At 38.4% G+C, this 26,049-nt stretch carries 25 protein-coding genes; 9 read left to right on the top strand and 16 right to left on the bottom strand.

Annotated features, from left to right (window positions below):
* The first annotated feature begins 12 nt into the window (after positions 1–12).
* The 3 genes from FUA48_RS05695 to FUA48_RS05685 all read left to right on the top strand — a co-directional run bounded on the left by FUA48_RS05695 (position 13) and on the right by FUA48_RS05685 (position 4,241).
* Complete coding sequence (locus tag FUA48_RS05695) at positions 13–1,191, top strand: acyl-CoA dehydrogenase family protein (protein ID WP_147582648.1); 1,179 nt, start codon at positions 13–15, stop codon at positions 1,189–1,191.
* Positions 1,192–1,285: 94 nt separating this feature from the next.
* Positions 1,286–2,071: a DUF3050 domain-containing protein gene (locus FUA48_RS05690; RefSeq protein WP_147582647.1), complete on the top strand. Its 786-nt coding sequence runs from the start codon at positions 1,286–1,288 to the stop codon at positions 2,069–2,071.
* 121 nt (positions 2,072–2,192) lie between these two features.
* Positions 2,193–4,241 (top strand): T9SS type A sorting domain-containing protein, encoded by a 2,049-nt coding sequence (locus tag FUA48_RS05685; RefSeq protein WP_147582646.1) that lies wholly within the window; start codon positions 2,193–2,195, stop codon positions 4,239–4,241.
* Positions 4,242–4,378: 137 nt separating this feature from the next.
* On the opposite strand, the gene FUA48_RS05680 is transcribed toward FUA48_RS05685, so the two are convergent.
* The 13 genes from FUA48_RS05680 to trmB all read right to left on the bottom strand — a co-directional run bounded on the left by FUA48_RS05680 (position 4,379) and on the right by trmB (position 15,246).
* The gene (locus FUA48_RS05680; RefSeq protein WP_147582645.1) at positions 4,379–5,410 is read right to left on the bottom strand and encodes a hypothetical protein; all 1,032 of its coding nucleotides are present in this window, start codon (positions 5,408–5,410) and stop codon (positions 4,379–4,381) included.
* Positions 5,391–7,016 carry a flavin monoamine oxidase family protein gene (locus FUA48_RS05675; RefSeq protein ID WP_147582644.1) on the bottom strand — a complete coding sequence of 542 codons (1,626 nt, stop codon included), beginning with the start codon at positions 7,014–7,016 and terminating at the stop codon, positions 5,391–5,393. The genes FUA48_RS05680 and FUA48_RS05675 overlap by 20 nt, the downstream gene beginning before the upstream one ends.
* Positions 6,994–8,511, bottom strand: coding sequence for a polyamine aminopropyltransferase (locus FUA48_RS05670; RefSeq protein ID WP_147582643.1), 1,518 nt, complete (start codon positions 8,509–8,511; stop codon positions 6,994–6,996). Before FUA48_RS05670 ends, FUA48_RS05675 begins: the two co-directional genes overlap by 23 nt.
* Positions 8,504–8,716, bottom strand: coding sequence for a DUF350 domain-containing protein (locus FUA48_RS05665; protein ID WP_129750729.1), 213 nt, complete (start codon positions 8,714–8,716; stop codon positions 8,504–8,506). Before FUA48_RS05665 ends, FUA48_RS05670 begins: the two co-directional genes overlap by 8 nt.
* A 215-nt stretch (positions 8,717–8,931) precedes the next feature.
* Positions 8,932–10,158 (bottom strand): DUF4178 domain-containing protein, encoded by a 1,227-nt coding sequence (locus FUA48_RS05655; protein ID WP_147582641.1) that lies wholly within the window; start codon positions 10,156–10,158, stop codon positions 8,932–8,934.
* A 4-nt stretch (positions 10,159–10,162) separates the two neighbouring features.
* Positions 10,163–10,525 (bottom strand): S-adenosylmethionine decarboxylase family protein, encoded by a 363-nt coding sequence (locus FUA48_RS05650; protein ID WP_147582640.1) that lies wholly within the window; start codon positions 10,523–10,525, stop codon positions 10,163–10,165.
* Between the two features lie 101 nt (positions 10,526–10,626).
* Positions 10,627–10,956: a 2Fe-2S iron-sulfur cluster-binding family protein gene (locus tag FUA48_RS05645; protein ID WP_147582639.1), complete on the bottom strand. Its 330-nt coding sequence runs from the start codon at positions 10,954–10,956 to the stop codon at positions 10,627–10,629.
* 1 nt (position 10,957) lies between these two features.
* A complete protein-coding gene (locus FUA48_RS05640) occupies positions 10,958–12,010 on the bottom strand; it encodes an NAD(P)/FAD-dependent oxidoreductase (protein ID WP_129750934.1) in 1,053 nt (350 codons plus the stop codon).
* Positions 12,011–12,094: 84 nt separating this feature from the next.
* Complete coding sequence (locus FUA48_RS05635) at positions 12,095–12,334, bottom strand: NifU family protein (RefSeq protein WP_129750725.1); 240 nt, start codon at positions 12,332–12,334, stop codon at positions 12,095–12,097.
* A 2-nt stretch (positions 12,335–12,336) separates the two neighbouring features.
* Entirely contained in the window at positions 12,337–13,467 is a 1,131-nt protein-coding gene (locus tag FUA48_RS05630) for an Mrp/NBP35 family ATP-binding protein (RefSeq protein WP_165357676.1), read from the bottom strand.
* Between the two features lie 117 nt (positions 13,468–13,584).
* Positions 13,585–13,926, bottom strand: coding sequence for an MGMT family protein (locus FUA48_RS05625; protein WP_147582638.1), 342 nt, complete (start codon positions 13,924–13,926; stop codon positions 13,585–13,587).
* A gap of 2 nt (positions 13,927–13,928) precedes the next feature.
* Positions 13,929–14,564 (bottom strand): LysE family transporter, encoded by a 636-nt coding sequence (locus FUA48_RS05620; RefSeq protein WP_147582637.1) that lies wholly within the window; start codon positions 14,562–14,564, stop codon positions 13,929–13,931.
* A gap of 7 nt (positions 14,565–14,571) precedes the next feature.
* Positions 14,572–15,246 carry a tRNA (guanosine(46)-N7)-methyltransferase TrmB gene (gene trmB / locus FUA48_RS05615; RefSeq protein ID WP_147582636.1) on the bottom strand — a complete coding sequence of 225 codons (675 nt, stop codon included), beginning with the start codon at positions 15,244–15,246 and terminating at the stop codon, positions 14,572–14,574.
* Between the two features lie 325 nt (positions 15,247–15,571).
* Between trmB and FUA48_RS05610 the strand changes: the two genes are divergently transcribed.
* The gene (locus FUA48_RS05610) at positions 15,572–16,405 is read left to right on the top strand and encodes a glycosyltransferase (RefSeq protein WP_317130703.1); all 834 of its coding nucleotides are present in this window, start codon (positions 15,572–15,574) and stop codon (positions 16,403–16,405) included.
* On the opposite strand, the gene FUA48_RS05605 is transcribed toward FUA48_RS05610, so the two are convergent.
* Positions 16,379–17,422, bottom strand: a complete 1,044-nt coding sequence (locus FUA48_RS05605; RefSeq protein ID WP_147582635.1) for a sensor histidine kinase — start codon at positions 17,420–17,422, stop codon at positions 16,379–16,381. The genes FUA48_RS05610 and FUA48_RS05605 overlap by 27 nt on opposite strands.
* Positions 17,422–18,108, bottom strand: coding sequence for a response regulator transcription factor (locus FUA48_RS05600; RefSeq protein WP_129750718.1), 687 nt, complete (start codon positions 18,106–18,108; stop codon positions 17,422–17,424). Before FUA48_RS05600 ends, FUA48_RS05605 begins: the two co-directional genes overlap by 1 nt.
* 183 nt (positions 18,109–18,291) lie before the next feature.
* Here FUA48_RS05600 and FUA48_RS05595 point away from each other — a divergent pair, with 183 nt between their 5' ends.
* The 5 genes from FUA48_RS05595 (at position 18,292) to FUA48_RS05575 (ending at position 25,505) form a co-directional block, all read left to right on the top strand.
* A complete protein-coding gene (locus tag FUA48_RS05595; RefSeq protein WP_147582634.1) occupies positions 18,292–21,033 on the top strand; it encodes a TonB-dependent receptor in 2,742 nt (913 codons plus the stop codon).
* Between the two features lie 109 nt (positions 21,034–21,142).
* Positions 21,143–22,306: a hypothetical protein gene (locus FUA48_RS05590; RefSeq protein ID WP_147582633.1), complete on the top strand. Its 1,164-nt coding sequence runs from the start codon at positions 21,143–21,145 to the stop codon at positions 22,304–22,306.
* Positions 22,307–22,411: 105 nt separating this feature from the next.
* Positions 22,412–22,750: a T9SS type A sorting domain-containing protein gene (locus FUA48_RS05585; RefSeq protein WP_147582632.1), complete on the top strand. Its 339-nt coding sequence runs from the start codon at positions 22,412–22,414 to the stop codon at positions 22,748–22,750.
* Between the two features lie 80 nt (positions 22,751–22,830).
* Positions 22,831–23,811, top strand: a complete 981-nt coding sequence (locus FUA48_RS05580) for a LuxE/PaaK family acyltransferase (protein ID WP_147582631.1) — start codon at positions 22,831–22,833, stop codon at positions 23,809–23,811.
* A 53-nt stretch (positions 23,812–23,864) separates the two neighbouring features.
* Entirely contained in the window at positions 23,865–25,505 is a 1,641-nt protein-coding gene (locus tag FUA48_RS05575; protein WP_147582630.1) for a sulfatase family protein, read from the top strand.
* A gap of 25 nt (positions 25,506–25,530) precedes the next feature.
* Here the strand turns inward: FUA48_RS05575 and FUA48_RS05570 are convergent, their stop codons facing one another.
* Positions 25,531–25,971 (bottom strand): DUF7832 domain-containing protein, encoded by a 441-nt coding sequence (locus tag FUA48_RS05570; protein WP_147582629.1) that lies wholly within the window; start codon positions 25,969–25,971, stop codon positions 25,531–25,533.
* Positions 25,972–26,049: the final 78 nt, after the last annotated feature.

Below are 26,049 nucleotides of genomic sequence, written 5' to 3'. Positions count from 1 at the left end.
AAAACGTTATAAATGAAACCAGATTTATTTCAGGCTCCTGATTACTATTTACTTGACGAGTTACTGACAGACGAACATAAAATGGTTCGCGATGCTGCCCGCGAATGGGTAAAACGCGAAGTATCTCCAATAATTGAAGATTATGCTCAAAAGGCAGAATTCCCTAAACAAATAATACAGGGACTTGCCGATATAGGCGCATTTGGCCCTTATATTCCGGAAGAGTACGGCGGTGCCGGTCTTGACCAGATTTCTTACGGACTTATCATGCAGGAAATAGAGCGCGGCGACAGCGGTGTTCGTTCTACAGCATCGGTACAGTCATCACTTGTTATGTACCCGATATGGAAATATGGTAACGAAGAGCAACGTAAAAAATACCTGCCTAAACTTGCTTCAGGTGAGTTTATGGGCTGCTTTGGTTTAACTGAGCCAGACTATGGTTCTAACCCGGGCGGTATGATAACCAACTTTAAGGATATGGGTGATCATTACCTTTTAAACGGTGCAAAAATGTGGATCTCTAATGCTCCTTTTGCTGATATTGCAGTAGTTTGGGCTAAAGACGAAACAGGAAGAATTCACGGTTTGATAGTAGAGCGTGGTATGGAAGGATTCTCCACTCCGGAAACTCACAATAAATGGTCATTAAGAGCATCGGCTACCGGTGAACTTATTTTTGACAATGTAAAAGTCCCTAAAGAAAACCTTTTACCAAATAAATCAGGTCTTGGTGCTCCGCTTGGGTGCCTTGACTCTGCCCGTTACGGAATTGCATGGGGTGCCATTGGTGCCGCAATGGATTGTTATGATACGGCACTGCGTTATGCAAAAGAACGTATTCAGTTTGACAAACCTATTGCTGCAACACAACTTCAGCAAAAGAAACTTGCCGAAATGATTACCGAAATTACCAAGGCCCAGTTACTAACGTGGAGGCTTGGTGTTTTAAGAAATGAGGGGAAAGCCACAACGGCACAAATCTCTATGGCAAAAAGAAATAATGTGGACATGGCTCTTAACATTGCCCGCGAAGCACGTCAGATTTTAGGCGGTATGGGTATTACAGGAGAATATTCTATCATGCGTCACATGATGAACCTAGAAAGTGTAATTACTTATGAGGGAACACATGATATTCACCTTTTAATAACCGGTCTTGACATTACTGGCCATGCGGCTTTCAAATAAAATATAATTATAAATTATACGTTTATTTAAAAAATCAATCAAAAAAAGCTTCTTTATACAAAGAAGCTTTTTTAATTTTGTAAAAAACCAGGCTATGAATACAGATACCATTAACAAAAGTATCCAACCCCAAAAAGACCTTCTGTTAACGCATTCTTTATACGGAAAAGTAAAAACCATAGATGACCTTAAGTGCTTTTTAGAAGGGCACGTATATGCCGTTTGGGATTTTATGTCGCTGTTAAAGGCATTACAGTCTAAACTTACATGCACCACCACCCCGTGGCTTCCTGTAGGCAACCCCGATATTCGTTACCTGATTAACGAAATTGTACTTGCAGAAGAAACAGATATTAGTGCTGACGGAAAAAGATTAAGCCACTATGAAATGTATGTGGATGCCATGAAAGACTGTGGTGCCAATACTACCGATGTAAAGGCATTTCTAGAAGATGTGGTAGCAACACAAAACATTTTTGTTTCGATAAAGCAAAGTCACCTGCACGATAAGATAAAGGATTTTTTAAACTTTACTTTTATGACCATAGATCAGGGCCAGCCTCACCAGATAGCTGCTGCATTTACCTTTGGCCGTGAAGACCTTATCCCGAGCATGTTTACCGAAATACTGAAAAACTTCCAGAAAAACTTCCCGGAAACAAACCTTGACAAGCTTATATACTACTTTGAAAGACACATTGAACTGGATGCCGACGAGCACGGACCAATGGCAATGCAAATGATAAATGAACTTTGCGGAGACGATGAGCAAAAATGGCGTGAAGTGGAAGAAACCTCTAAACAGGCGCTTGAAAAGAGAATAGGATTATGGAATGCTATAGAAGAAAACATTCTTCATCACGATATGGCTTCGATATAAAAAAATAGCATAAAACAAAAAAATCCCGATATACTCTCGGGATTTTTTGTTAAAAAAGGGAATTGGTCGGCTTGCATACAAAATATTAATTATTTTCGATTCCGAATTTAAATTCCTTAGAATGAAATTAAACACTACTACTTTTAAAATCGGTTTACTTGCATTGTCTGGTCTGCTATCAGCAGGAGCTTTTGCACAAAGCAAGAAAACAAAACAATTTGGCCCCAGCCAAAAAAGCGGGTTAATTAACTGCGCCACCACACAATATGAAGAAAACTTACAGAGAAAATTCCCAAACAGATCTAACACTGTACAGTTTGAAGAATGGATTGCACAAAAAATTGAGGAACAAAAGGCCAAAGGCTTTTTAAAAAACACTCAAACCACTAATGAGGTGGTTACAATTCCAGTAGTATTTCACATTATACACGATGGAGATGCAATTGGCCAAAATGAAAACATTGCCGATGAGCAAATACTTTCGCAGCTTACGGTATTAAATCAGGATTTTAGAAGAATGGCAGATACCCCTGGCTTTAACACAAACCCGGTAGGTGCTGATATGGAAATAGAATTCTGTTTGGCACAAAGAGATGAATACGGAATAGCAACAAGCGGTATTACAAGACATTATTATGAAAACGACGATCCTTACGGATGGGAAATGGATGCAGTTGAAACCATAATAAAACCACAAACACAATGGGATCCTAACAAATACCTAAACATTTGGGTTGTTAGCAATCTGTATATCGGTTTCAATGGCACACCTATAGGTGAACTTGCGGGTTATGCACAGTTCCCAACAGAATCAGGCCTTGAGGGTCTTGAAGAAGAAGGACTTCCTGTACTTGCAGAAACAGATGGTGTTGCACTTGGAGCAATGTATTGTGGTTCATCAGACATTTACCCTAACGGATACTATGATGAAGAAGGCGGTAAAGATAAAGGACGTTCGGCTTCACACGAAGTAGGACATTATTTTGGCCTTAGACACATTTGGGGTGACGGAAATTGCAGTTTTGATGACTATTGTGCTGATACTCCTGTAGCTGCAGCTGCTAACAGCGGATGTCCCGAAGGACAGGATTCATGCCCTAGCTCTCCCGGAATGGATATGATTGAAAATTACATGGACTATACAAACGATAGTTGCCAGAATGTATTCACTCAAAACCAAAAAGAAAGAATGCAGGCAGTATTAGCTAACTCTCCAAGAAGAGCATCACTGATAACTTCTGACGGCTGTGTTCCTGGCGTTGTTTATGACAATGACGGATCGCTTAACATAAACCCGCTTCAGCAATCTTGCGGAGAAGAGTTTGCCTTAACTATCAACCTTAAAAACACAGGGAATAATACAATTACAGCAGCCGAAATAAGCTATACACTTGATGAAGAAGCTGCTGTTTATAGCTGGACAGGTGAACTTGAAAATGGAGAAACTGTTACTATAGAACTCCCTGTAGCAGAGCCTGCAGCAGGAGAGCACACGCTTAGTCTATATATAGTTTCTGTAAACAACACAGAAGATGAGGCTCCGTTAAATGATACTATAACACAAGATTTCACTTATACACCAGTAGGATCATACAACACTCAGGCATTAACGGTTACTATTTTAACTGACGGATGGGGAGATGAAACTTATTGGGGTGTTCTAGACGCTAATGAAGAATTGGTTACTTATGGAGGACCATATGATGACGACACACTGTATACCGAAACTGTTGAGCTTGAAATTAGCCAGTGTTATACTTTTGTAATCATTGATCAGGCTGGAGACGGTATGTGCTGTGATTTTGGAGAGGGATATTATGAGGTTACTACAATAGACGGAACAGTTGTTGCTTCAGGAGGTTCTTTTGGAGCTACAGAAGAAACTTCATTCTATGTAGACACCACTTTAGGCAATAATGATTTTGTTTATGAAAACGGAATCAAACTTTACCCTAACCCTACTAATAGCATCATCAATATCAGCATAAAAAACAACGAGCTCCCGGAAAGCTATACTATCTACAACAACTTAGGACAGGTAGTAGCACAGTCTGAAGTTAACTCAGTTGATAATCTTAGCATTAATACTTCTGCATACAGCAATGGCATTTATTTCATAAAAATTGATATAGAAGGTCAAAGCGCAACGCTTAAGTTTATTAAAAACTAATTTTTACACTTTATATTTAAAGCCCCTTCAATTGAAGGGGCTTTTTTATTGACGTTCATATTATAAAAGTTGAAAAGATATTTTAAAAATCAAGACCCGATAGAAAAAATAAGTATGAAAACCATTTCAGCTTTTAACTATGCTGCTTTCTTAGGGGTCTTCCAGATAAACCCGTCAAGTATGTAGTGGGTAAACTGCGGCACTACAAGCAATGGTACAAGTAAAAAATGCCAGTTTTGAAATACAGCCGCTCCTGAAAAAGAGAACTGTTCCTGCCAAACTGTAATTTCCCAAAGGTATTCTTCAGAAAAAGCCAAAAGCAACAAAAGCCCAACATATATAATAATTCCTTTATAGCTGTTAATATACTGCATAAATGACGATGCATTTTGCTTTGGCTGCCTTATTTCTTTAAGATAGATTAATGCCATGTATGGCACACCGTGTGAAACTATATTCAGCATGGTAAAAACAAGGTCGTTATTGTAATATACAATCCCAAAATACCAGGAAGCGGCGGTACCAATTATTATGGCATTTTTAGGAATATTAAAATAACCGCTTTTAGCAAAAGTATATATAACCCTCACAGTATAAATAACCAATATCAACACATACACATAACCAAAAACAGCAAGCAGTTCATCATTCCTGTAAGTAAAAAACTCATTTTCCATAAACCATGTATACTTTCTTTGCGCACTCATAAACCAGTAAAGCATTGGGTATACGGTTGCGGCATATATGGTTAGGTTATCAAAAAAGACACTGAGACGTGTTTTATTTTCGAGTCTGGAATACAATCTCATAAAACCATATTGCTGCCTTATAAAATGAAAAACGGCAATGTAGGCAAGCGTTATCCAAAACACCCTGCTCCCTAACATAAAAAGTATAAGGCCAATAAAGAAACATACTATAGGCAATCCTATCAACAGCCTCTTTTTTTCCCTGAAAGTTTGCGGTACCAAGTATGTTTTAAATAAAGTGGCATATACATGGGCAACATCTATAAACACCACAAAAAACAACCATGTATAAAACGAATATTCTTTTTCAAGATTGATGAGCCATCCCTGGCAAAAAAATACAATTGCCAAAACCACAAATGGGGGCATCAGTATAAATATACTGTCGGTTTTTGCCTTATCAATCCAGGGTTGTTTCATTTAGTAATTTATTTGCTGCATTAATACCCTGATGAAAAGCCTCCTCAAAAACCGAAATACCGGAAAGGTCACTATGGGCAAAAAATATTTTATTCTCTATAACAGATGAAGCCTGTTTCCTGGCATTACCAAATATAAATCCGGGAACAGGGCTTATCATACCATGTCCCAAAATATGTATTGCTATATCTTCGGTAAAATCTTCAATCCAAGGATGGGCTTTCTTTATATCGTTAAGTACAAATTCTTTCCAATACTCTTTACCCTTACCGTAAACTTCTTTTCGCTTAGCCACAATATCATTACAGGAAAAAGCATGATAATAAGTAATTACCTTTTTTTGATGTACCTGCTTTAAAGACTGATGCTGATCGTATATGTAACCTACACCTTCCCCTTTATAAATAACATTATCCCAAGAAAGTGGTTGTCCAAAATCATCCGGTAAATCGCTTAGCGTTATAGTTGCCAATAGCCACGGAGCATAATTAAACTCTTTAACAAGAGGCTTTCTTTGTTTAAAAATATAACCGTTAACAAACTGTGGTATTGCCATTATCACCTTATTTGCTGTAATAGCAATGGTTTTTTTATTTTGGCCATCAAAGACCTTAACCACAACCTTATCATCAACAGAAGCAACCTCAAAAACAATATGATTAACCAGAGTTTTGTTTAATGCATATCTTTTTAGGTGAGAAGCCAGCCTGGCGTTACCTTCCGGCCAGGTAAGCACGCTTTCTTTATTAGACTCCCCGTTGTTATGTTTTCTGGCAGCAAAATAATGAACGCCTGCCCAGGCAGACACATACTTTATTCCCAAACCAAAATCGTCTCGGCAGCAATAGTCAACATACTCAAAAACCTCTTCAGTTTTAAAACCATTATCCGTTAGCCATTGTTGCATCGTTATTGCATCCAACTCTTTGTTATTTGCGTCGTGAGAACCGTTTTCAATTGGCAAATCAAAACTATACTTTCCGTCCTTTCCTTTTTGATCCCTAAAGCCTTCCATCAGCTTAAAGAAATGGTCAAATTCGGCTATCGTCTTTTCAGAAGTGCCATAACGTGGTATAAGCCCTTCCTGCCATGTGTTTTTATAAAAGAGTCTTTCCTGAGGCGAAAAAGTAAGCTGTTCTTCATCAAAAACAGGATATCCGGCATTATCATATCCGGTTATTATATTTTCCTCCTCTAAAAAAGTAATGAGTTCTTTATCGTGAAAATTTGGAAGAGGCAGATAGTGTGCCCCAAGCGGATATTTTGAATAGGCATTTTCCCCGTTAGAGGAATTGCCTCCGGTGTGATCTTCAAGCTCAATAAGTAAAAAATCTTCTGCTCCTTTTCGCATAAGTTGCCTTGCAGCACTTAATCCTGTTATTCCACCACCTACAATAAGTATGGGAATACTAAGCTCCTTTGTAGGGTTAGGAAAATCTTTAGCCCACAAACGATGCCCCAAAATATGAGATGTTCCTGTGAGCCTTAAGGCAACTGACTTAATTTTCTTAGCACAAGACTGTATAAAGGCAGCCCCGACAGCTATAGCCCCCAGGTTTCTTAAAAACGTCCTTCTCGAACTGTTATAGCCTTCCCCATTCTTCATCAAAATAACGTACTAATATCTGGTTATCAAGTCTGTTTATCTCTATATCATTAACCTGCATATCTTTAGGAAAATCATTTAACCTACCGTAATCATAATCATAAAACCTTAAACCCTGTACGCTGCGTTTCGCACTACCTAATGGTTTTGAAAGACTCTTAGCTGCTATGGTATACCCCCACTCCCCAAAAGAAGGTACGTAAACATGATAGGCATCGGTAACCGGAAAAATCTGAGCTGCGGTTTTATTGATACACCAAAATGACTTAGGTGCAAAAAAGGGAGAAGTGGTTTGTATAACAGTCATTGCATCATCTGTCAAAACCTTATTAAGAGTTTTGTAAAAATTAAGCGAATACAATTTACCCAAACTATAATTTGACGGATCGGGAAAATCAATAATTACCACATCAAACTTTTGTTGGCATTCTTTAAGCCATATATAGGCATCACTGTTAATTACGGTTACCTTAGGATTGGTTAATGAGTGCTTATTAAAATCCGATAAAACGGTATTGGTCTTAAACAATTCCGTCATACCTTCATCAAGGTCTACTAATGTTACATGATTAACCTCGCTATACTTTAATATCTCGCGTACTGCAAGTCCGTCACCTCCGCCCAAAACCAAAACATTGTCAACCTTATTTGCCATAGACATTACAGGGTGTACCAAAGCTTCATGGTAGCGGTATTCGTCTTTAGAGCTAAACTGCAGGTTATTGTTAAGGTAAAGCCTGTAGTCATTTTTATTATGGGTGAGCACTATACGCTGGTAAGAGGTGGTATGTGTATAAATTATATTTTCACCATACAGTTTTCCTTCAGAGTACGACAATATACTCTCCGAGAAAACAAAAACGACCAATAACAGTAAAAAGGTAAATATTGCTTTTGCCTTAAGCAACCCCGGATTTTTAAGGTCTTTTTTAAGCATAAAACAAAGCACTATGGCAATACTAACATTAATCATCCCGAAGAAAAGGGATGTTTTCATTATCCCTAATTTTGGCACCAATACCAAAGGGAAAAGAATGGATGCCAATAGGGCACCTATATAATCAAAAGTGAATACATTAGAAACAAGATCCTTAAAAGTAACCCTGTCTTTAAGTATATTCATAAGAAGCGGAATTTCCAGCCCTACCAAACATCCGGTTATAAAAACCAGTAAATAAAGTATAAACTGAAAATAATAAACACTTTCAAACAGCACAAAAAGTATTACCGAGCTAAGCCCACCAATAAGGCCTACCAGTATCTCTATATCTACAAAAGTGTTTAAAAGATTACGGTTTATGAATTTTGAAAAATAAGAACCTACCCCCATAGAAAAAAGGTAAACCCCTATTATAAATGAAAACTGCTTTACCGAATCGCCCAGCAGGTAACTCGCCAGGGTACCGGCTACAAGTTCGTACACAAGCCCACAGGTGGCTATAGTAAAAACCGCCAGAAAAAGCAGCACTTCAAAACCGATTTTTTTATTACCCATGTATAGCTCCGCTTATAATAATGGCAATACCTATTATAAAGGCTGCAAAAACTATGGCTAGCGCAATGTTTTTATTTTGTACTATTTCTTTCCATGTATTTTCGGGTGTTAGCTTCTCGACAATAAAGTAAGAGATTAACAAAATAGCAAGTCCTAAAAAAGAGAATAACAAGGAACTCAAAACGGGTTTTAAAAAAATATCCATAGTATTTGTTTTTATTTATGATAAAAATGATTCACTCCCCCGGCACGCGAATGTGTTCTATTGGAAGCAGAATTATATTTTTCGGTTTTCTCGCAATCGCATATTCTGTTACCCGCAAAAGTAAATTGCAGGAAAAGCAACAGAAAAAACACCCCTATTATAAAAGCAGGGTAATTATTCTTTACGTAATATTTTATTTTTTCTATGTTCATATACTATTCATAGGGTGAAAAGTTACTTTCAGACCATCTTTGCTGTTCAAAAAACAGGTTTAAAAAATAAAACAGTATCACTATACCTGCCATTATACCTATAGGTAAAAAAACATTCCATAACGACGGCTGATTCCATTTTACATTTACGTTTATATAACTGTTTTGTTTGCTTTCAAAAGGTTTTGAAGGTGTAAGCGTTAAATGGTATTTGCCCTGAGGCACGCCGCATATATAGAACTTCTCATTCTGGCTACCCTCACTCCAGCTTTCGCCTCCTTCATAACCATGATAGTATTCTATATCTTTTGAGGCATATATCTCTTCGTTAGTGCTTTCATTTATTAATGCTACCTGAAGGGCAGCCCAGGAATTATTCACATCCGAGCTTAGTGCAATTGTAAGCGGGGCCGATGCTCCGTTAAGCACAAAGGAATCGCTTACATAATCTTTATTATTAAACTCAGAAAAATTCATGTTTTTACTTAAAACAGTTGTTTCTTCCCTGCCGCTGTAAATTATCAGATGTCCTATAAGTATAAGTAGTGCAAAACATGATAATATAATAGCCATATTCCTTACGTCAAAAAGATAAGGTTGTACAATACCTACCCCTGTCTTTTCGGGCATGTGTTCTATTTTAAAAGCTTTTTTCACATCGGAAGCAGAAATATGTTTACCAAAATAAGTAACCTCATCCTTACCTGTTATTTCTATAGAAACAACATAGGGCGGATTAATATATTCCACCATCTTAATTTCCCGTGACGGAATTTCAAAATCAAAAAAACCTTCACACTGAACAATAGAACACGATGCATAATCATATAATTTTGTTTGTATATTATTATGAGTTAATGTTCTTGGATAATAAGACACATCATACAGGTCGGGGCTTTCTTCTAAAAATATCCAGTGACCGTTAGTTTCTGAAAGGTATCGCTTTTCTCCATCCTTTGATACAAGTATATATTCACGCCAAAAATATTTAGGTGGAACCTTTTTAACTATGGCACCGGTAACTTCATATTCCTTACCAAAAAGCTTTGCTTTTTGTCCTGTTTTTAAAACAATATTATCCGATTCGTGCTTATACTTTTTCAGTTCCCTGCTTTCTCCTACTTTATTAAAGCCAAAAAGCCTGCTACAGTTAGGGCATGCAAAATTAACCGCATTTACAGGGACTTCGGTTTGTGTTTTAGTATTGCATTCAGGACAGGTAAAAGTCATACGCTTATCGGTTAATTTCAAAGTCTTTAATTACCTCTGCTTCAAAATAATCTATATATTCTTTAGCAATAGCCCTTACCTTATCACTATTATCTTTAAGATAATTACATAAATACACATCCATGGTTAACTGAGTAAACTCAGGCCATGTATGTATACATAAATGAGATTCTTTTAAACAGTAGGCCGCAGTATAGCTTCCGTTATCAAAAACATGAGATGAAAACCCCACCTCTTCCAATCCGTATTTTAATAAAATACCGTCAGAAAAGTTTTTAAACCCCTTAAGGCTTATAAGTTTATCGATATTTTCCACCCTGAGCGTAAGCAGTTTATGAAGCCCGGGCGAATATGCAGTGTTTGTCATTTAGTAAGGCTGGGCATTGTTTTGCCCAAAGATATTTTTATTTACCAAAAAACAAAAACATTAAAATAAAAAAAGCGCTTCAAATGAAGCGCTTTTTTTATTTATGATTCAGGAGCCAACTCAATTTCAAGTCCCTCCAGTTGTTCTGTTATAGGTATCTGGCAACCCAGCCTGCTGTTTGGCTTAACATAAAAAGCTTCGGCAAGCATGGCATCCTCATCAGGACCTATTTCCGGCAGCTCCACATCGTTAAGCACATAACACTGGCAGGAAGCACACATGGCCATCCCTCCGCATACTCCTATAGTACCTTCGGGAGCCAACTCATAAGCCCTCACCAGTTCCATTAAATTCATAGACATATCGGTAGGTGCCTGCACTTCGTGCATAACCCCGTCCCTGTCTTTTATCTTTATGGTTACATCTGCCATACTATTCAATCGCTTTTACAACCTGTTTTTCGGCTTCCTTACGTGTTCCGTCAAACCCGTCAACACCACTTACTGTTGTATATTTAAGAACATATTTTTTACCGGGGTTCAACTTATTGTACACACTTTGGCACATAAGGGTTGCTTCATGGAAACCGCAAAGTATAAGCTTTAGTTTACCCGGATAGGTATTAACATCACCTATGGCATATATACCTTCTATATTGGTTTGATAATCCAGTGCATTGTTAACCTTAATGGCATTCTTTTCTATTTCAAGTCCCCAGTTAGCAATAGCACCAAGTTTAGGCGACAAACCAAAAAGCGGAATGAAATAATCGGTTTTTATAGTCCTGTGTCCCCCATCCTGTTCAATATCCAGTTCTTCTACATGCTCTGCACCGCGAATACCTGTTACCTCTGCCGGAGTGATAAGGTTTATCTTACCTTGTTTTTTTAGTTCCTGTACTTTCTCTACAGAATCTAAAGCACCCCTAAACTCGTTTCTCCTGTGTACAAGGGTTACCTCTTTAGCTACATCGGCAAGAAAAATACTCCAGTCCAGTGCGCTGTCGCCACCACCTGCAATAACAATACGTTTATCACGGAAAAGCTCAGGATCTTTTACAAAGTACTCAACCCCTTTATCTTCATAAAACTCAAGATCTTCTATAATAGGTTTTCTCGGCTCAAAACTACCCAGGCCACCGGCAATGGCAACAGCCTTAGCATGGTGCTGTGTACCTTTGTTTGTGGTAACTATAAAAGTGCCGTCTTCCTGCCTTTCTATAGTCTCTGCCTTTTCGTTAAGGGTAAAGCCCGGCTGGAACTGCTTTATCTGTTCCATCAGGTTTGTTACAAGGTCTCCTGCTAAAACAGAAGGGAAACCGGGAATATCAAAAATTGGTTTTTTAGGATAAAGCTCGGCAAGCTGCCCGCCCGGTTGTGGGAGCGCATCTATAATATGGCATTTAAGCTTTAGTAATCCTGCTTCAAATACGGCAAAAAGCCCTGTTGGACCAGCGCCGATTATTAATATATCTGTACTAATCATTTTCTTTTTTTTCATAATAAAACAGTTTTAAAGCAAAAGTCTCTAAAACTGTTCTTTTATTTCATGATATTTATCAGCCGAACCTTAAGCTATATTTACTACGGTTTCTATTTGCGGAACAAATTTTTTGATAGTTGTTTCCACTCCGGCTTTTAATGTCATTTGGTTTACGCTGCAACCCACACATGCACCTTCCAGGCGAACCTTTACATGCTTGTCGTCCTCAATATCGATAAGGGTAATGTTTCCTCCGTCAGACTCAAGGAACGGGCGGATTTCATCCAGCGCCTTTTCCACATTAAATTTAATTTCTTCTGTTGTCATCGTTATTTCTTTTTAACTGCTGAACAGCCAGCCATGGTAGTGATTTTTATTGCCTCTGTAGGCGGAAGGTTGTCGTTTCTGTTCACGGTTTCCTGTACTACCGAACGTGCCAGCTCTTCAAACGACGCTTCAAGCGGAGTAGCCGTTTGCAATGCTGCAGGTCGGCCATAGTCTCCTGCTTCGCGAATGCTCTGCACGATTGGCACTTCGCCAAGGAAAGGCACATCTAAATCTGCTGCAAGATTTCTTGCACCTTCTTTTCCAAAAATATAGTATTTGTTATCAGGAAGTTCTTCCGGAGTAAAGTAAGCCATGTTTTCTATAATACCCAGTACCGGAACATTGATGCTTTCCTGCTGGAACATTGCCACACCTTTTTTGGCATCGGCAAGGGCAACTGCCTGTGGTGTACTTACCACAACCGCACCGGTAATAGGTAATGACTGCATTATTGATAAGTGGATATCTCCCGTTCCCGGAGGAAGGTCGATAAGCATAAAGTCAAGCTCACCCCAGTCGGCATCAAAAAGCATCTGGTTAAGCGCTTTAGAAGCCATTGGGCCTCTCCAGATGATAGCCTGCTCCGGCGTAGTGAAAAATCCTATTGAAAGTAATTCCACACCGTAGCTTTGTATCGGTTTCATTTTAGACTTTCCGTCTACCTCTACCGATATTGGCCTTTCCCTCTCTACGTCAAACATTATCGGCATAGACGGACCATAAATATCGGCATCAAGAACACCAACCTTAAAACCCATTTTAGCAAGGGTAACAGCTAAGTTTGCCGTAATTGTAGATTTACCTACCCCACCCTTACCGGAAGACACTGCTATAATGTTTGATATACCGGGAATACCTTTACCTTTTATCTCAGGCTTTTCAGGCGATTCTACTTTTACGTTTACTTTTACCTTAGCATCGGCATTTACCTTTTCCTGAATTGTTTTTATAATATCAGCTTCGGCACGCTTTCTAATATGCATTGCAGGAGTAGTAAGCACTACTTCTACAACTGCCTCATCACCAAAAGTAAGTACGTTTCTTACAGCCCCGCTTTCTACCATGTTTTGGCCTTCTCCGGCTATTGTAATGGTTTCAAGGGCTTTTAATATCTCTTTTCTATCAAGTTTCATAATATATTATACTATTCAGTTTCAGCCTCTTATTAAGACTGATTTCAAATTGCAAAGATAGTATGAAAACTTTATACAATAAAGTTTTTAAAGCAGTAAAAAGTACATTAACAGAAGTTAAAAGTCTAATTCCTTTGCAGGATCCCAAAAAAGTTTATCGAAATCGGTCACTTTATTGTCATTTATCTTAACGCCTTCGCTTTCCAGCAGCTGCTGCATAAGGTTGGTGCCTGGAAAATGATGCTTGCCCGAAAGAAGCCCTACCCTGTTAACCACCCTGTGTGCAGGCACATCATCGCGACCGTGACAGGCATTCATGGCCCAACCCACCATTCTTGCCGAACGGGCTGCCCCCAGAAAACTTGCAATAGCCCCATAGGATGTTACCCTGCCATGAGGGATAAGGCGGGCTACATCATACACCCGTTCAAAAAAGTTTTGGTTTTTGTCCTGTGTCATGATTACATGTTTCTCAACAACTTAATCAGGGTAATTACAGATACAAGGCCGGTAACACCACCTATAAAATAGTTGATGTTCTTCATAAAGAAGTCGGTCTTTTCTTCCAGCTTTTTAAAGAAAATAATATACAGATAGAACACGGCAAATGTTCCTGTTATGGCTCCTATAACAAATAAAAAGACAAAAAAATTATCAAACGAAAAGAACTTATATGTAGAGAGTGTAACACTCATAACCACATAATAAGGGATAGGGAAAAAATTAAGTACTGAAAGCAGGACCCCTAAAAAAAAGCATCCTGTACGGGATCTCATTTTTGCTGGCTCTTCGTCGTCTTTTGACTGAGGTTTTTTTGCAATAAAAATAAAGTAGATGGTAAGCAGTACAAAAATACCAAGCCCAACTTCCTCCAGCAGGTTAATGATATCATCCCTTTTGCTAATAAACTTAGCAAAGGAAACCGCTATGTAAGACTGGATAAAAACTATAACAGTAGCACCTATAGAAAACACTACCGCACAAGCCCTGCCATCCCTTACGCTAATCTTGGCAGCCGTCATATTAATTAACCCCGGAAGCATTATACCCGGTGTTGCAACAGCTATACCCAAAAGCAAAGGGAGTATTATATCCATTCTTTATCTACTTAATTTTAAATTGAATATACGTTATTGGTTTTCCTTTTTCAAGATATTGTTGTTCGTAGAACGTTTGTATTGCAGTAACCACCTCTGGCGCTCCATGATTTTCATACACATTATGGTTTGCATAAATCACTTCGTGTCCCTCTCCATGCAGCAACCCTAACGTATAACCGTGCATAAACTCGCTGTCGGTTTTAAGGTTCATAATTCCGTCCGGTTTAAGGACTTTCTTGTAACGCTGCAGAAATTCCGAATTGGTAAGCCTGTGTTTAGTACGCTTGTATTTTATTTGCGGATCAGGGAAGGTTATCCATATTTCAGAAACTTCGCCTTCGGCAAAAAAATGCTCAATAAGCTCAATTTGCGTACGCAGGAAACCAACATTATTAATACCGCCTTCTACAGCAGTTTTGGCACCACGCCAAAAACGGGCTCCCTTAATATCTATACCTATAAAATTCTTTTCAGGATATCTTTGGGCAAGGCCTACAGAGTATTCGCCTTTACCACAACCCAACTCAAGAACTATCGGGTTGTCATTTTTAAAAAAGTCACTCCCCCATTTACCTTTTAAAGGAAAATTACCCGACACTGCTTCCTCACGGGTAGGTTGCAGCACGTTGTTAAAAGTCTCATTTTCCCTAAAACGCTTCAGTTTATTTTTACTTCCCACGGTTAAATTTAAAATTTTGGTAAAATTAGGGAAATATACGAAACAGAGAATAGTTTTAGCTTGCACTTATTAAATAGTTATTAAAAACTTAAAGTTTTGCAGAACAAAAAAATACTGGTAACCCCTTTAAACTGGGGGGCTGGGCCATGCTACACGCTGTATTCCCGTTATTGAAGCATTAGAGAACCATGGATTTGAACCAATTATAGCTTCCGACGGCGTTGCCCTTGAGTTACTTAAAAAAGAGTTTCCTGACAAAAAGATACTGGAACTCCCTTCATATAAAATAGAATATGCCAAAAACGGAAGCTTTTTTAAGCTGAAGATGTTCTTCCAGATACCGAATATGATAAAGGCGGTGAGGAGCGAGAACAGAACCGTAAAAAAATGGATCAAGGAATATGGCATTAGCGGTATCATTTCTGATAACCGAATGGGAGTGTATTCCCCTAAAGTACCGTCGGCTTTTATGACACATCAGCTAAACGTACTTACAGGAAACACCACCTGGTTCACTACTTACATACACCAGCTGTTTATTAAGAAACATAAACAATGCTGGGTACCGGATGTTGCCACATCGCCAAATCTTACAGGAAAACTGGGCCATCCGGAAAACTGCACCTTAAACATAAAATACATAGGCCCGCTTAGCCGGCTAAATAAAAAATGCCTTCCTAAGAAATATGATCTTATGGTAATACTTTCAGGTCCTGAACCACAAAGGACATTACTGGAAGAAAAGCTTCAAAAAGAGCTTTTGGATTATGAGGGTGAGGTAATTTTTATTCGCGGGGTTATAGACGGCAATCAGACCGTTACCGAAGAAGACCATATTACCACATACAACTACATGGGCCGCGAAGAACTGGAACAAGCTTTTAATGAGAGTGAACTGGTACTTTGCCGATCAGGCTATACAACAGTTATGGATCTTGCCAAACTGGGTAAAAAAGCATTTTTTATACCTACTCCCGGACAGTATGAACAGGAATACCTGGCACAAAAACTTAAAAAATCGGGATTGGTACCTTATGCCCTTCAGGATGACTTTAAGATTAGCGACCTTGAGGAGGTAACTATGTACAAGGGACTTAAAAATATGGATACGGAAGAAGTAACCTGGAAAGACTTATTTGGTCTTTTCGAGGGTAAATGAAAACTCTGAACCCTCACCATATTTACTTTCCACATATATTTTTTCATCATGGCCTTCTATGATGTGTTTTACTATGGAAAGTCCTAAACCGGAGCCACCCTCGGTACGGGCACCACTTTTGTCAACACGGTAAAAGCGCTCAAACAACCTTGGCACATTCTTTTTCTCTATACCCTCACCATTATCTTTAATCCTTACAATAATCTTATTGTTTACAAGGTCTTCTATACTTACTTCGGTAGTACCGTTTTCACGTCCATACTTAATGGAGTTCACCACTAAATTGGTTACCACCTGCTGTATTTTTTCCCTGTCGGCATACACCATTATTGGCTTGAAATACTTCATATCAAACATCAGGATAATACCTTTTTTGTCTGCTTTCATTTCAAGCAGGTCAAATACGTTTTGTATAACCTCAACAATGTTGAATTTGGTGTAATTAAGGTTAAGGTCGCCCACCTCTAGCTTGGTAATCATATCTAGATCCTGCACAATATAAATAAGCCTTTCCACACCTTTTTCGGCACGTTGCAGGTATTTTTTGCGCAGGGTTTTATCGCTCATGGCACCGTCAAGCAGTGTAAGCAGATAACCCTGTACGGTAAAAAGAGGGGTTTTTAGTTCGTGTGATACATTACCAATAAACTCGCGGCGGTATTCCTCACGAACCTTTAAGGTTTCAATCTCAATTTTCTTATCGCGGGCAAATTTCTCAACTTCACGTGTAAGTGTAGCCATATCGGTAGTAATCGACTTGTTCCTTAAAGAACTCGATTCCAATAACGAAACATCGTCGTATATTTTTTTTACCCTGCGGTAAATAAAACGTTCTACACGATATTGCAGCACAAAAAATGAAAATATGAGAATTGCCGAGGATAAGGCCGAAATAAACGCCCAGCTTATTTCGGTGTAAAAGAATTTCATCACTGCCATTAAGGCAGCAGAAAATAGGGATATGTAAAGCGCTGACTTAACAGCAAACTTATATGTTTTCTTAAAATTTATTGCCACTAAATTTCCAGCTTATAGCCTACTCCTTTTATCGTTTTAAATAGTTCGTCACCTATTTTTTCACGAAGCTTTCTAATGTGTACATCAATAGTCCTTCCGCCTACTACAACCTCATTACCCCATACTTTGTCAAGAATTTCTTCCCTCTTAAATACTTTACCGGGTTTAGAAGCTAATAAATAGAAAAGTTCAAACTCTTTTCTTGGCAGTACGATCTCTCCGTTATCTTCAAGAATAATCTTATACTCTTCACGGTTTATTTCAATATTACCTACTTTAAGAACATCGCCTTTGCTTTCATCTTCCTTAAGCCTTCTTAGTAAAGCTTTTACTTTGCTTACCAGTAATTTTGGCTTAATAGGCTTTGCAATATAATCATCGGCTCCGGCATCAAACCCTGCTACCTGAGAATAGTCTTCGCTTCTTGCAGTAAGGAAAGTGATAATTACATTGTTAAGCTCAGGTAATTTCCTGATGTTTTCAACAGCTTCCATACCGTCCATTTCGGGCATCATTACATCCATAATGATAAGGTGAGGAAGCTCTTTTTTTGCTTTCGCAATGGCATCCCTGCCATTTGATGCAGTGATAATCTGGTAACCTTCCTGAGATAGGTTATACCCCACAATTTCCAGGATATCCTGCTCATCATCAACCAATAAGATCTTAATGTCTTTTTTCTTCATAATGCTTTGGCATATTATGTTTTGCGGCTGTAAAGGTAAAGATAATACAAAATGAACAAACGTGTTAACAATTATTTAATCTGTTAACAATTTAATAATAAAACCTAAATCCAAAGGTAACGTTTATCTAACAATCGGTTCGGATACCTGAAGTTTCTTTGCAGCGAAATTAAACGACACGAAATGAAACTTAAATTTTTAATTATCACACTGTTTACCTTTGCATTAAGCTTTGCCCAAAACAACGGAACAGTAACCGGTACAATTACCGACAAAGACTTAAATGATGAAACCCTTCCTTTTGCCAGTGTGGTGATAAAAGGAACAACAATTGGAACTAACACAGACGAAAACGGAAAGTACTCTCTATCGGTTCCCGAAGGAAGCCACACTTTAGTAATAGCGTTTCTTGGTTATGAAACTTCAGAAATATCTTTTACCATTAAAGCAGGCGAAACAAAAACGATAAATCAGGCTATAGGCTCTACAAGTGTAGTACTGACCGACATTGTTATCGAAAAAACTTTTAACCGTGAAAAAGAGTCGGCTTTATTAGTTGAACAAAAAAATGCGGTTGTTATAAAACAAACCATAGGCGCACAGGAAATGTCAAGAAAAGGTGTTAGCGATGCCGAAGGTGCCGTAACAAAAATGACAGGTGTTACTAAACAACAGGGAGCTAAAAACGTTTTTGTAAGAGGATTAGGAGACCGTTACAACTCTACAACAATGAACGGAATGCCACTACCTTCCGAAGACCCTGAATACAAAAACATATCCCTTGACTTCTTTACATCAAACATTATTAAAAACATCGGGGTTAACAAAACTTTCGGTTCCGAAATTTACGGAGATGTAGGTGGTGCAAATATTGATATCGTTTCTAAAGAACTTTCAGGTAATCAGGAACTTGAAATTGGTATATCTACAGGTTTCAACTCACAAACTGTAAGTGAAGACTTCCTTACACTTGACGGAGGTAACTGGTTTGGTACAGCAGATAAAAACCCCGGTATAAACGACCTTCGCGTATACAGCTTTGCCAACAACCTGAACACTAATCAGCAGTCTACACAAATAAACACTGCAATTAATGCTTCCTTTGGTAAAAGATTTGATTTTGAAAACAACGATAGCTTTACCATGTATGTAGTAGGCGCTAACAGCAGTGACTACAAATACAGAGATGGTAAAATAAGACAAACAACAAGTATAGGTACTGTTTTCCAGGACCAAGATTATAAAAAATATACTTACAATGTTTCTCAAACATTAATGGGTAACTTTAAGTATAAAATGGAAAACTCTAACTCCATTTCATACAACTCACTTTACATACACTCAAACACGCAATCTGTAGGTGATTATTTAGGACCTAACAACCCTGAGCAGGAAGGTGATATTGAATACCTTAGAAGGCAACAGATGAACAACAACAACCTTTGGGTCAACCAGTTGTTATCTGAGCTTAAATTTGGCAACAAATGGGATCTTAACCTAGGCGCCGCTTATAACATGATAAGAACAAGCGAGCCAGACAGAAGAAGCAACAAATACATATTCAGAAACGGCAACTACAGTCCGTCAATAAACAGTGCCGGTGATAACGAGCGTTATTTTGGCGAACTTAATGAAGATGATTTTGCCGGAAAAGCAGTTGCTACCTATAAATTTGAGAACGAATCACAAAGCAAACTTGATTTTGGTTACAATTTCAGACACACAACAAGAGATTTCTCTTCGTTAATATTTAACCACAGATTCTCAACCCTTACTCCTGTAGACATAAACAATGCAGATGGTTTATACAATCAGGAAAACCTTGACAATGGTATATTCCAATTACAAACAGGAAGAGGTACAATGAACAACCCAAGAGTATTTGATCCGTTTACTTACAACGGAACAAGAACAATAAATGCGGCTTTAACCACATTTACCCACAACATCAACGAAAGCTTAGTATTAGTAGTAGGAGGACGTTTTGAAAAAGTACTTCAGGAAGTGGAGTATGACACAAACATAGCAAACAGTAACACTAACGGTATAGCAGAAATAGACAAAAGCTATTTCTTACCAAATCTAAACCTTAAGTATAACCTAAACGAGAAAAACATTTTACGTTTAGCAGGTAGTATGTCTTACACTTTACCTCAGTTTAAGGAAGTTGCTCCGTTTAAATATCAGGACGTAAGCTTCTCAAGCCAGGGTAACCCTGATCTGGTACCATCAGAAAACTATAATGCCGACATTAAATGGGAATTCTACCCGGAAAGCGACGAAATATTTGCAGTAACAGGTTTCTATAAGCACATTAAGAACCCAATTGCAAGATCAGAAATACCTTCAGGTGGTAACACTCTTACCTACCTTAACGTAGGTGGTACTGCCGATGCAATGGGTATTGAGCTGGAAGCTAAAAAGAATATCTATAAAGTAACTTCTGAAGAAACAGGTAAAGAAACCGTATTCTCTGCCGGGGCAAATGTTTCATACCTTTATACAAAACAGGATCTTGAAAACCCGCTTCCGCAGTTTACAAACAGCTCTGCACAAGGAGGGAAAGGTTATGATGAACTTCAGGGAGCTTCTCCATTACTACTTAATGCCGACCTAACTTACAATGTAAAGAACGAAGGTTACAGCTTAACCTCATCTGTAGTGGTAAACTACTTTAGTGACAGAATTTACTCTGTAGGTACAAGAGGTTTTGAAAATATAGTGGAAAAAGGAATACCTACACTGGACTTTGTTACCCAAACTACATTTGGCGAGCATTTCGGGCTAAGCTTAAAAGCTAAGAACCTTATTAACCCTGAGTTTAGGCTAACAAGGGAATCTAACGGAAACGAAAACCCTGAGACAGTTTTATCAACCTACAAGCTTGGTCTTGACTTTAGCTTAGGATTAACCTACAAGTTTTAACAGTAACTTAATGTTTAGTAAATGTTCATGTTAAGCACTAGTAGTTCTTTTGCCACAGAAATTAAAACGAAACATTTTTTAACGAGTAAACACAATTAATAATAAACAGATGAAATCAAAATTCTTATCAATGCTAGCTGTTGCTGCATTAGTTCTAACAAGCTGCTCAAGTGATGACGATTCAACACCAACTCCTACTCCTGTTGATACTAACCTTGTTGGTAACCTAACAGAAGATTTAACTCTTGACGCTTCTTTAGAGTACAAATTAACTGGTACTTTTATCGTGAAAGACGGTGCTACTTTAACTATACCTGCCGGTACTACAATTAAAGCTGTTGCTGGTGGTACTGACGTTTACCTACTTGTTGAAAGAGGTGGTAAAATTATGGCTGATGGTGATGCTCAAAACCCAATTACTTTCACTTCAGATGCTGCAACTCCTGTAGCTGGTGACTGGGGTGGTGTTATCCTTAACGGTAAAGCTCCGTTAAGCCGTCAAAACGGTGCTTCAAACGAAGCTGCTACAGAAATCAACAACGCTATCCTTTTTGGTGGTGATGATGTTAACGACAACTCAGGTATTCTTGATTATGTAATCATCGAGTACACTGGAGCAAGAATTGACGACGAGGCAGAGCACAATGGTTTAACACTTAACGGTGTTGGTGCTGGTACTCAAATAAGCAACATCTACCTTAACAACGGTGATGACGATGCTATCGAATTCTTTGGTGGTACTGTAAACGTAAGCAACATCCTTGTTGTTAACTGTACAGATGATATGTTTGACTTCTCTCAGGGGTACAGAGGTACTGTAACTAACGCTTACGGTATCCGTGAAGCTGGTTATACTGCTGTAACTGTAGACCCTAGAGGTATAGAGGCTGACGGTAACCTTGACGGTAACTCTCCAACTGACATCAACCAGTCTGACTTTGTTGTTAACGGTATTACAATCATCAACAATGCTCCTGGTGCTGAGGCTACAATGCAGGATGTATTTAAAGTAAGAAGAGGTGCTAAAGCTACAATCCTTAACGGATATGCTAAATTTGGTGCTGGTGTAGTTGCAGGTGACTTTATCGACCTAACTGACTCTAAAGGTCCTGCTGCTGACGGAACTGCTTTAACAGTAACAAGAGACACTGCAAACGGTCTTGGTGATGCTCCTGTTAAAAACACTCCAACTGACAGTGCTACAATTACTGAAAACGGTACTCAAACTGGTGCTAACGCTGGTGCGTTCTCTTGGACTGGTTACAGCTTCTAGTTTTTAGCTAAAATAATACTGAATTGCCCCTCATAAATTGAGGGGCTTTTTTTTGGTATGATATTTGAAAATATTTTTATATCTTTACACTATCAATCGTCGTCAATGAAGAAAAACTACTTTTATATCACTTTACTGTTCTTTTTCCTTATATCCTTCAGCGCTGCTGCACAGGATAGCAAAGGAAATACAGCTGTAATGCAACAGCAGAACATAGAAGACCTGAACATATACCCTAACCCGGTAAGTTCAGACAGGGTTTATATCACCTCTAAGTCTGGTCAAAGCAAAGAGGTAGAGATTTACGATGTACTGGGTAAAAAAATACTTCAGGCTACCATAACCGGTAAAGAATTAAATATATCTAACCTAACTGCAGGTGTATATATTGTTAAGGTTAAGGAAGGTGAAGCTACAGCAACCAGAAAACTGATTGTTAAATAAGATATTCAACAGTATAACATAATTAAAGCACTGCAACAGCGGTGCTTTTTTATTTGTATTTTTGCCAAAACTTTTATGCATTGCTTACCCAAAACGACATATTTACTATTGCTTCTAAAAAGGAGTTTGAAAAAATTACACTAAAAGTATACAGGCACCAGTATGACAATAATGCAGTATACCGTAATTTCTGTGAGCTTTTGAGTAAAGACAGGCAAAATGTAAAATCCATACACGAGATTCCGTTCCTGCCTATACAGTTTTTTAAAAGTCATGACGTGGTAAGCACTACTAATCCTGCACAAATCACTTTTACCAGTAGCGGAACAACGGGAATGACAACCAGCAGGCACCTTGTTACCGATTTAAGCTATTATGAAGACAGTTTCAGACTGGCTTTTTCACAGTTTTACGGAAACATCGAAGACTATGCCGTTTTGGCTCTTCTACCATCCTACCTGGAACGCGAAGGCTCTTCATTAATTTACATGGTAGAAGATCTCATTGAACGCTCAAACAACCCCGATAGCGGTTTTTACCTGCACAACTACGACGAGCTTATACAAAAACTTACAGCACTGGATAACTCAGGACAGAATGTGATACTGATAGGTGTTACCTATGCCCTTCTCGACCTGACAGAAAAACAGGATTTCAACCTGAAGAACACCATTATAATGGAAACAGGCGGAATGAAAGGCAAGCGCCGTGAAATGATTCGTGAGGAGCTTCATGAAATATTATGTAAAGGATTTGGCGTAAGTAAAATCCATTCGGAATACGGCATGACCGAACTGCTATCGCAGGCCTATTCAATGGGCGATGGTATTTTTGAGTGCCCGCCATGGATGGATATCCTTATCCGCGATACCGAAGATGCTTTAAGCTATGTAGACACCGGTAAAACGGGTGGCATAAATGTAATAGACCTGGCCAATATCAATTCCTGTTCTTTTATCGCTACTCAGGATTTAGGAAAAAAACACCCAAATCAGTCTTTTGAGGTATTGGGCCGTTTTGATAATTCCGATATCCGCGGATGTAACCTTATGGTACTTTAACAATACGTTATATACTTATAATCGTATATTTACCTTTCGCAAATCTATTACTCATGACCAAACGTATCTTAGCCGTTACACTGGCAATGCTGGCTGTGTTTTCCTGCGGTAAAAAGAAGGAAACCGAACAAGTTGCGGAGACTCCGAAAAAACCCAACATCATTTTTATAATGACCGATGACCATGCCCTACAGGCCATTAGTGCATACGGTTACCCAATAAGTCAGCTGGCAAAAACCCCTAACATAGACCGATTGGCAAAAAACGGGGCTTTGTTTACCAATAACTTTTGCACCAATTCCCTTTGCGGACCTAGCCGCGCTACAATACTTACCGGAAAATTCAGCCACATGAATGGTTTCAGGATGAATGGCGATAAGTTTGACAACACTCAAAAGACATTACCGAAATACCTACAGGAAGCAGGCTATAAAACGGCCGTTATAGGAAAATGGCACCTTTCATCAGACCCTACAGGTTTTGACCATTGGGACATCCTGAACGATCAGGGAAATTATTACAATCCGGAATTTATAACCACAACCGGTAAAGTCGTTACAGACGGTTATGCTACCGACCTGATTACAGACAAAAGCATTGCATGGATAGATGAAAACAAAAAAGGAGACAAGCCATTCTTTTTAATGGTGCATCACAAAGCGCCACACCGCAACTGGATGCCGGCCCTTCGCCATTTAAACATGTATGACAGTATACAATTCCCTATACCTGATACCTATTATGCAAAACATGAAGGACAGCCTGCCGCGCAACAGCAACTCATGACCATTTATGATGATATGTATGAGGGACACGACCTTAAAATAACTAAGAAAGAAGGAAGCCCTAAACTTGCTCATAACCCTTGGACGAATGACTTTGACAGAATGACACCACTACAGCGCAAAGTATGGGATTCTGCCTATCAGGCAAAAAACGATGCTTTTCACAAAGCTAACCTTCACGGTAAGGAGCTGGCAGAATACAAATACCAACGTTATGTACAGGATTACCTTGCAACAATCGCTTCAGTAGATGAAGGTGTAGGCAAAATACTGGATTATCTTGACGCTAACGGACTAACAGATAACACCATTGTGGTTTATACTTCTGACCAAGGTTTTTACATGGGTGAAAATGGCTGGTTTGACAAGCGTTTTATGTACGAGCTATCTATGAAACAGCCATTACTTATACAGTATCCTGAAAAAATACAGAAAGGGAAAATTGTTTCGGGTATGACACAAAATCTTGACTTCGCCTCTACCTTCCTTGATTATGCCGGTGTACAGATACCGTCCGATTTTCAGGGTAAATCATTAAGGCCATTACTGGAAAACACTATAAAGGATGACAATTTTAGGGATGCCCTTTACTATCATTATTACGACTATCCTGCTTTCCATATGGTAAAAAGGCATTATGGTGTAAGGACTAGCCGTTATAAGCTAATCCATTTTTATGACGACATTGATGTTTGGGAAATGTACGACCTTAAAACAGACCCTGAGGAACAGCATAATATTTATAACAGCCCGGAATATGCCAGCATCCAAAAAGAGCTGCACGCAAGGCTAAAAGAGCTTCAAACAGAATACAAAGTAACCGATAAGGAGCTTGAGACCACTCCTAAAGAAAAAATAGACAAAGCCTACGAGAACTTTAAAAAACTAAGGGGTACTCCAATAAAATAAAAAAACGGCTCTATGAGCCGTTTTTTTATTTCATAACTTCATTCCTATGCTTCCATTCAGCATATCTTTTTGAAATCATAGACTCCATTAAATCATAGTTTTTCCAATTATCCTCTACGTGATACAAAGTCTCATACACACTAAAAATCTCAGAATAATCATCCACATACTTTCCATAGCCATCCCTATCTGCATAATAGTAATTTGCAAACTCCCTCCCTTCGTCATTTAAATCTTCTGACCAAAATTTAGCATCACACTCCTCAATTAAAAAAGCCCTACCAGTTATTGAACGACTTTTAACTTTCGTCAGCAACCCATTTAAATCTTCGACATGAATCACCCCTATCATATCATTAATAATTATCCATGCTAAAAATATTCCGATATGAGTCCCACCATTTTCAAAAGGTAATTGTTTAGGAAAATTATTCCCCGAATGCCAATCAATTCTATCATACGTCATATCTTTATTTAATTGCTTTAATAATTTACTTATAGTCTATCAATAACTTATATAAATATAAGATAATTTAGATTCCTT

It is taken from the genome of Flavobacterium alkalisoli (assembly GCF_008000935.1).
GTDB lineage: Bacteria > Bacteroidota > Bacteroidia > Flavobacteriales > Flavobacteriaceae > Flavobacterium > Flavobacterium alkalisoli.
Note: the sequence above shows the minus strand (reverse complement) of the source record. Positions and strands in the feature narration are given on the sequence as shown.

What these genes read in the sequence shown, in the direction of transcription:
- FUA48_RS05695 (WP_147582648.1), top strand. Translation starts at nt 13, where the DNA reads ATGAAACCAGATTTATTTCAGGCTCCTGATTACTATTTACTTGACGAG.
- FUA48_RS05690 (WP_147582647.1), top strand. Translation starts at nt 1,286, where the DNA reads ATGAATACAGATACCATTAACAAAAGTATCCAACCCCAAAAAGACCTT.
- FUA48_RS05685 (WP_147582646.1), top strand. Translation starts at nt 2,193, where the DNA reads ATGAAATTAAACACTACTACTTTTAAAATCGGTTTACTTGCATTGTCT.
- FUA48_RS05680 (WP_147582645.1), bottom strand. Translation starts at nt 5,410, where the DNA reads ATGAAACAACCCTGGATTGATAAGGCAAAAACCGACAGTATATTTATA.
- FUA48_RS05675 (WP_147582644.1), bottom strand. Translation starts at nt 7,016, where the DNA reads ATGAAGAATGGGGAAGGCTATAACAGTTCGAGAAGGACGTTTTTAAGA.
- FUA48_RS05670 (WP_147582643.1), bottom strand. Translation starts at nt 8,511, where the DNA reads ATGGGTAATAAAAAAATCGGTTTTGAAGTGCTGCTTTTTCTGGCGGTT.
- FUA48_RS05665 (WP_129750729.1), bottom strand. Translation starts at nt 8,716, where the DNA reads ATGGATATTTTTTTAAAACCCGTTTTGAGTTCCTTGTTATTCTCTTTT.
- FUA48_RS05655 (WP_147582641.1), bottom strand. Translation starts at nt 10,158, where the DNA reads ATGACTTTTACCTGTCCTGAATGCAATACTAAAACACAAACCGAAGTC.
- FUA48_RS05650 (WP_147582640.1), bottom strand. Translation starts at nt 10,525, where the DNA reads ATGACAAACACTGCATATTCGCCCGGGCTTCATAAACTGCTTACGCTC.
- FUA48_RS05645 (WP_147582639.1), bottom strand. Translation starts at nt 10,956, where the DNA reads ATGGCAGATGTAACCATAAAGATAAAAGACAGGGACGGGGTTATGCAC.
- FUA48_RS05640 (WP_129750934.1), bottom strand. Translation starts at nt 12,010, where the DNA reads ATGATTAGTACAGATATATTAATAATCGGCGCTGGTCCAACAGGGCTT.
- FUA48_RS05635 (WP_129750725.1), bottom strand. Translation starts at nt 12,334, where the DNA reads ATGACAACAGAAGAAATTAAATTTAATGTGGAAAAGGCGCTGGATGAA.
- FUA48_RS05630 (WP_165357676.1), bottom strand. Translation starts at nt 13,467, where the DNA reads ATGAAACTTGATAGAAAAGAGATATTAAAAGCCCTTGAAACCATTACA.
- FUA48_RS05625 (WP_147582638.1), bottom strand. Translation starts at nt 13,926, where the DNA reads ATGACACAGGACAAAAACCAAAACTTTTTTGAACGGGTGTATGATGTA.
- FUA48_RS05620 (WP_147582637.1), bottom strand. Translation starts at nt 14,564, where the DNA reads ATGGATATAATACTCCCTTTGCTTTTGGGTATAGCTGTTGCAACACCG.
- FUA48_RS05610 (WP_317130703.1), top strand. Translation starts at nt 15,572, where the DNA reads ATGTTCTTCCAGATACCGAATATGATAAAGGCGGTGAGGAGCGAGAAC.
- FUA48_RS05600 (WP_129750718.1), bottom strand. Translation starts at nt 18,108, where the DNA reads ATGAAGAAAAAAGACATTAAGATCTTATTGGTTGATGATGAGCAGGAT.
- FUA48_RS05595 (WP_147582634.1), top strand. Translation starts at nt 18,292, where the DNA reads ATGAAACTTAAATTTTTAATTATCACACTGTTTACCTTTGCATTAAGC.
- FUA48_RS05590 (WP_147582633.1), top strand. Translation starts at nt 21,143, where the DNA reads ATGAAATCAAAATTCTTATCAATGCTAGCTGTTGCTGCATTAGTTCTA.
- FUA48_RS05585 (WP_147582632.1), top strand. Translation starts at nt 22,412, where the DNA reads ATGAAGAAAAACTACTTTTATATCACTTTACTGTTCTTTTTCCTTATA.
- FUA48_RS05575 (WP_147582630.1), top strand. Translation starts at nt 23,865, where the DNA reads ATGACCAAACGTATCTTAGCCGTTACACTGGCAATGCTGGCTGTGTTT.
- FUA48_RS05570 (WP_147582629.1), bottom strand. Translation starts at nt 25,971, where the DNA reads ATGACGTATGATAGAATTGATTGGCATTCGGGGAATAATTTTCCTAAA.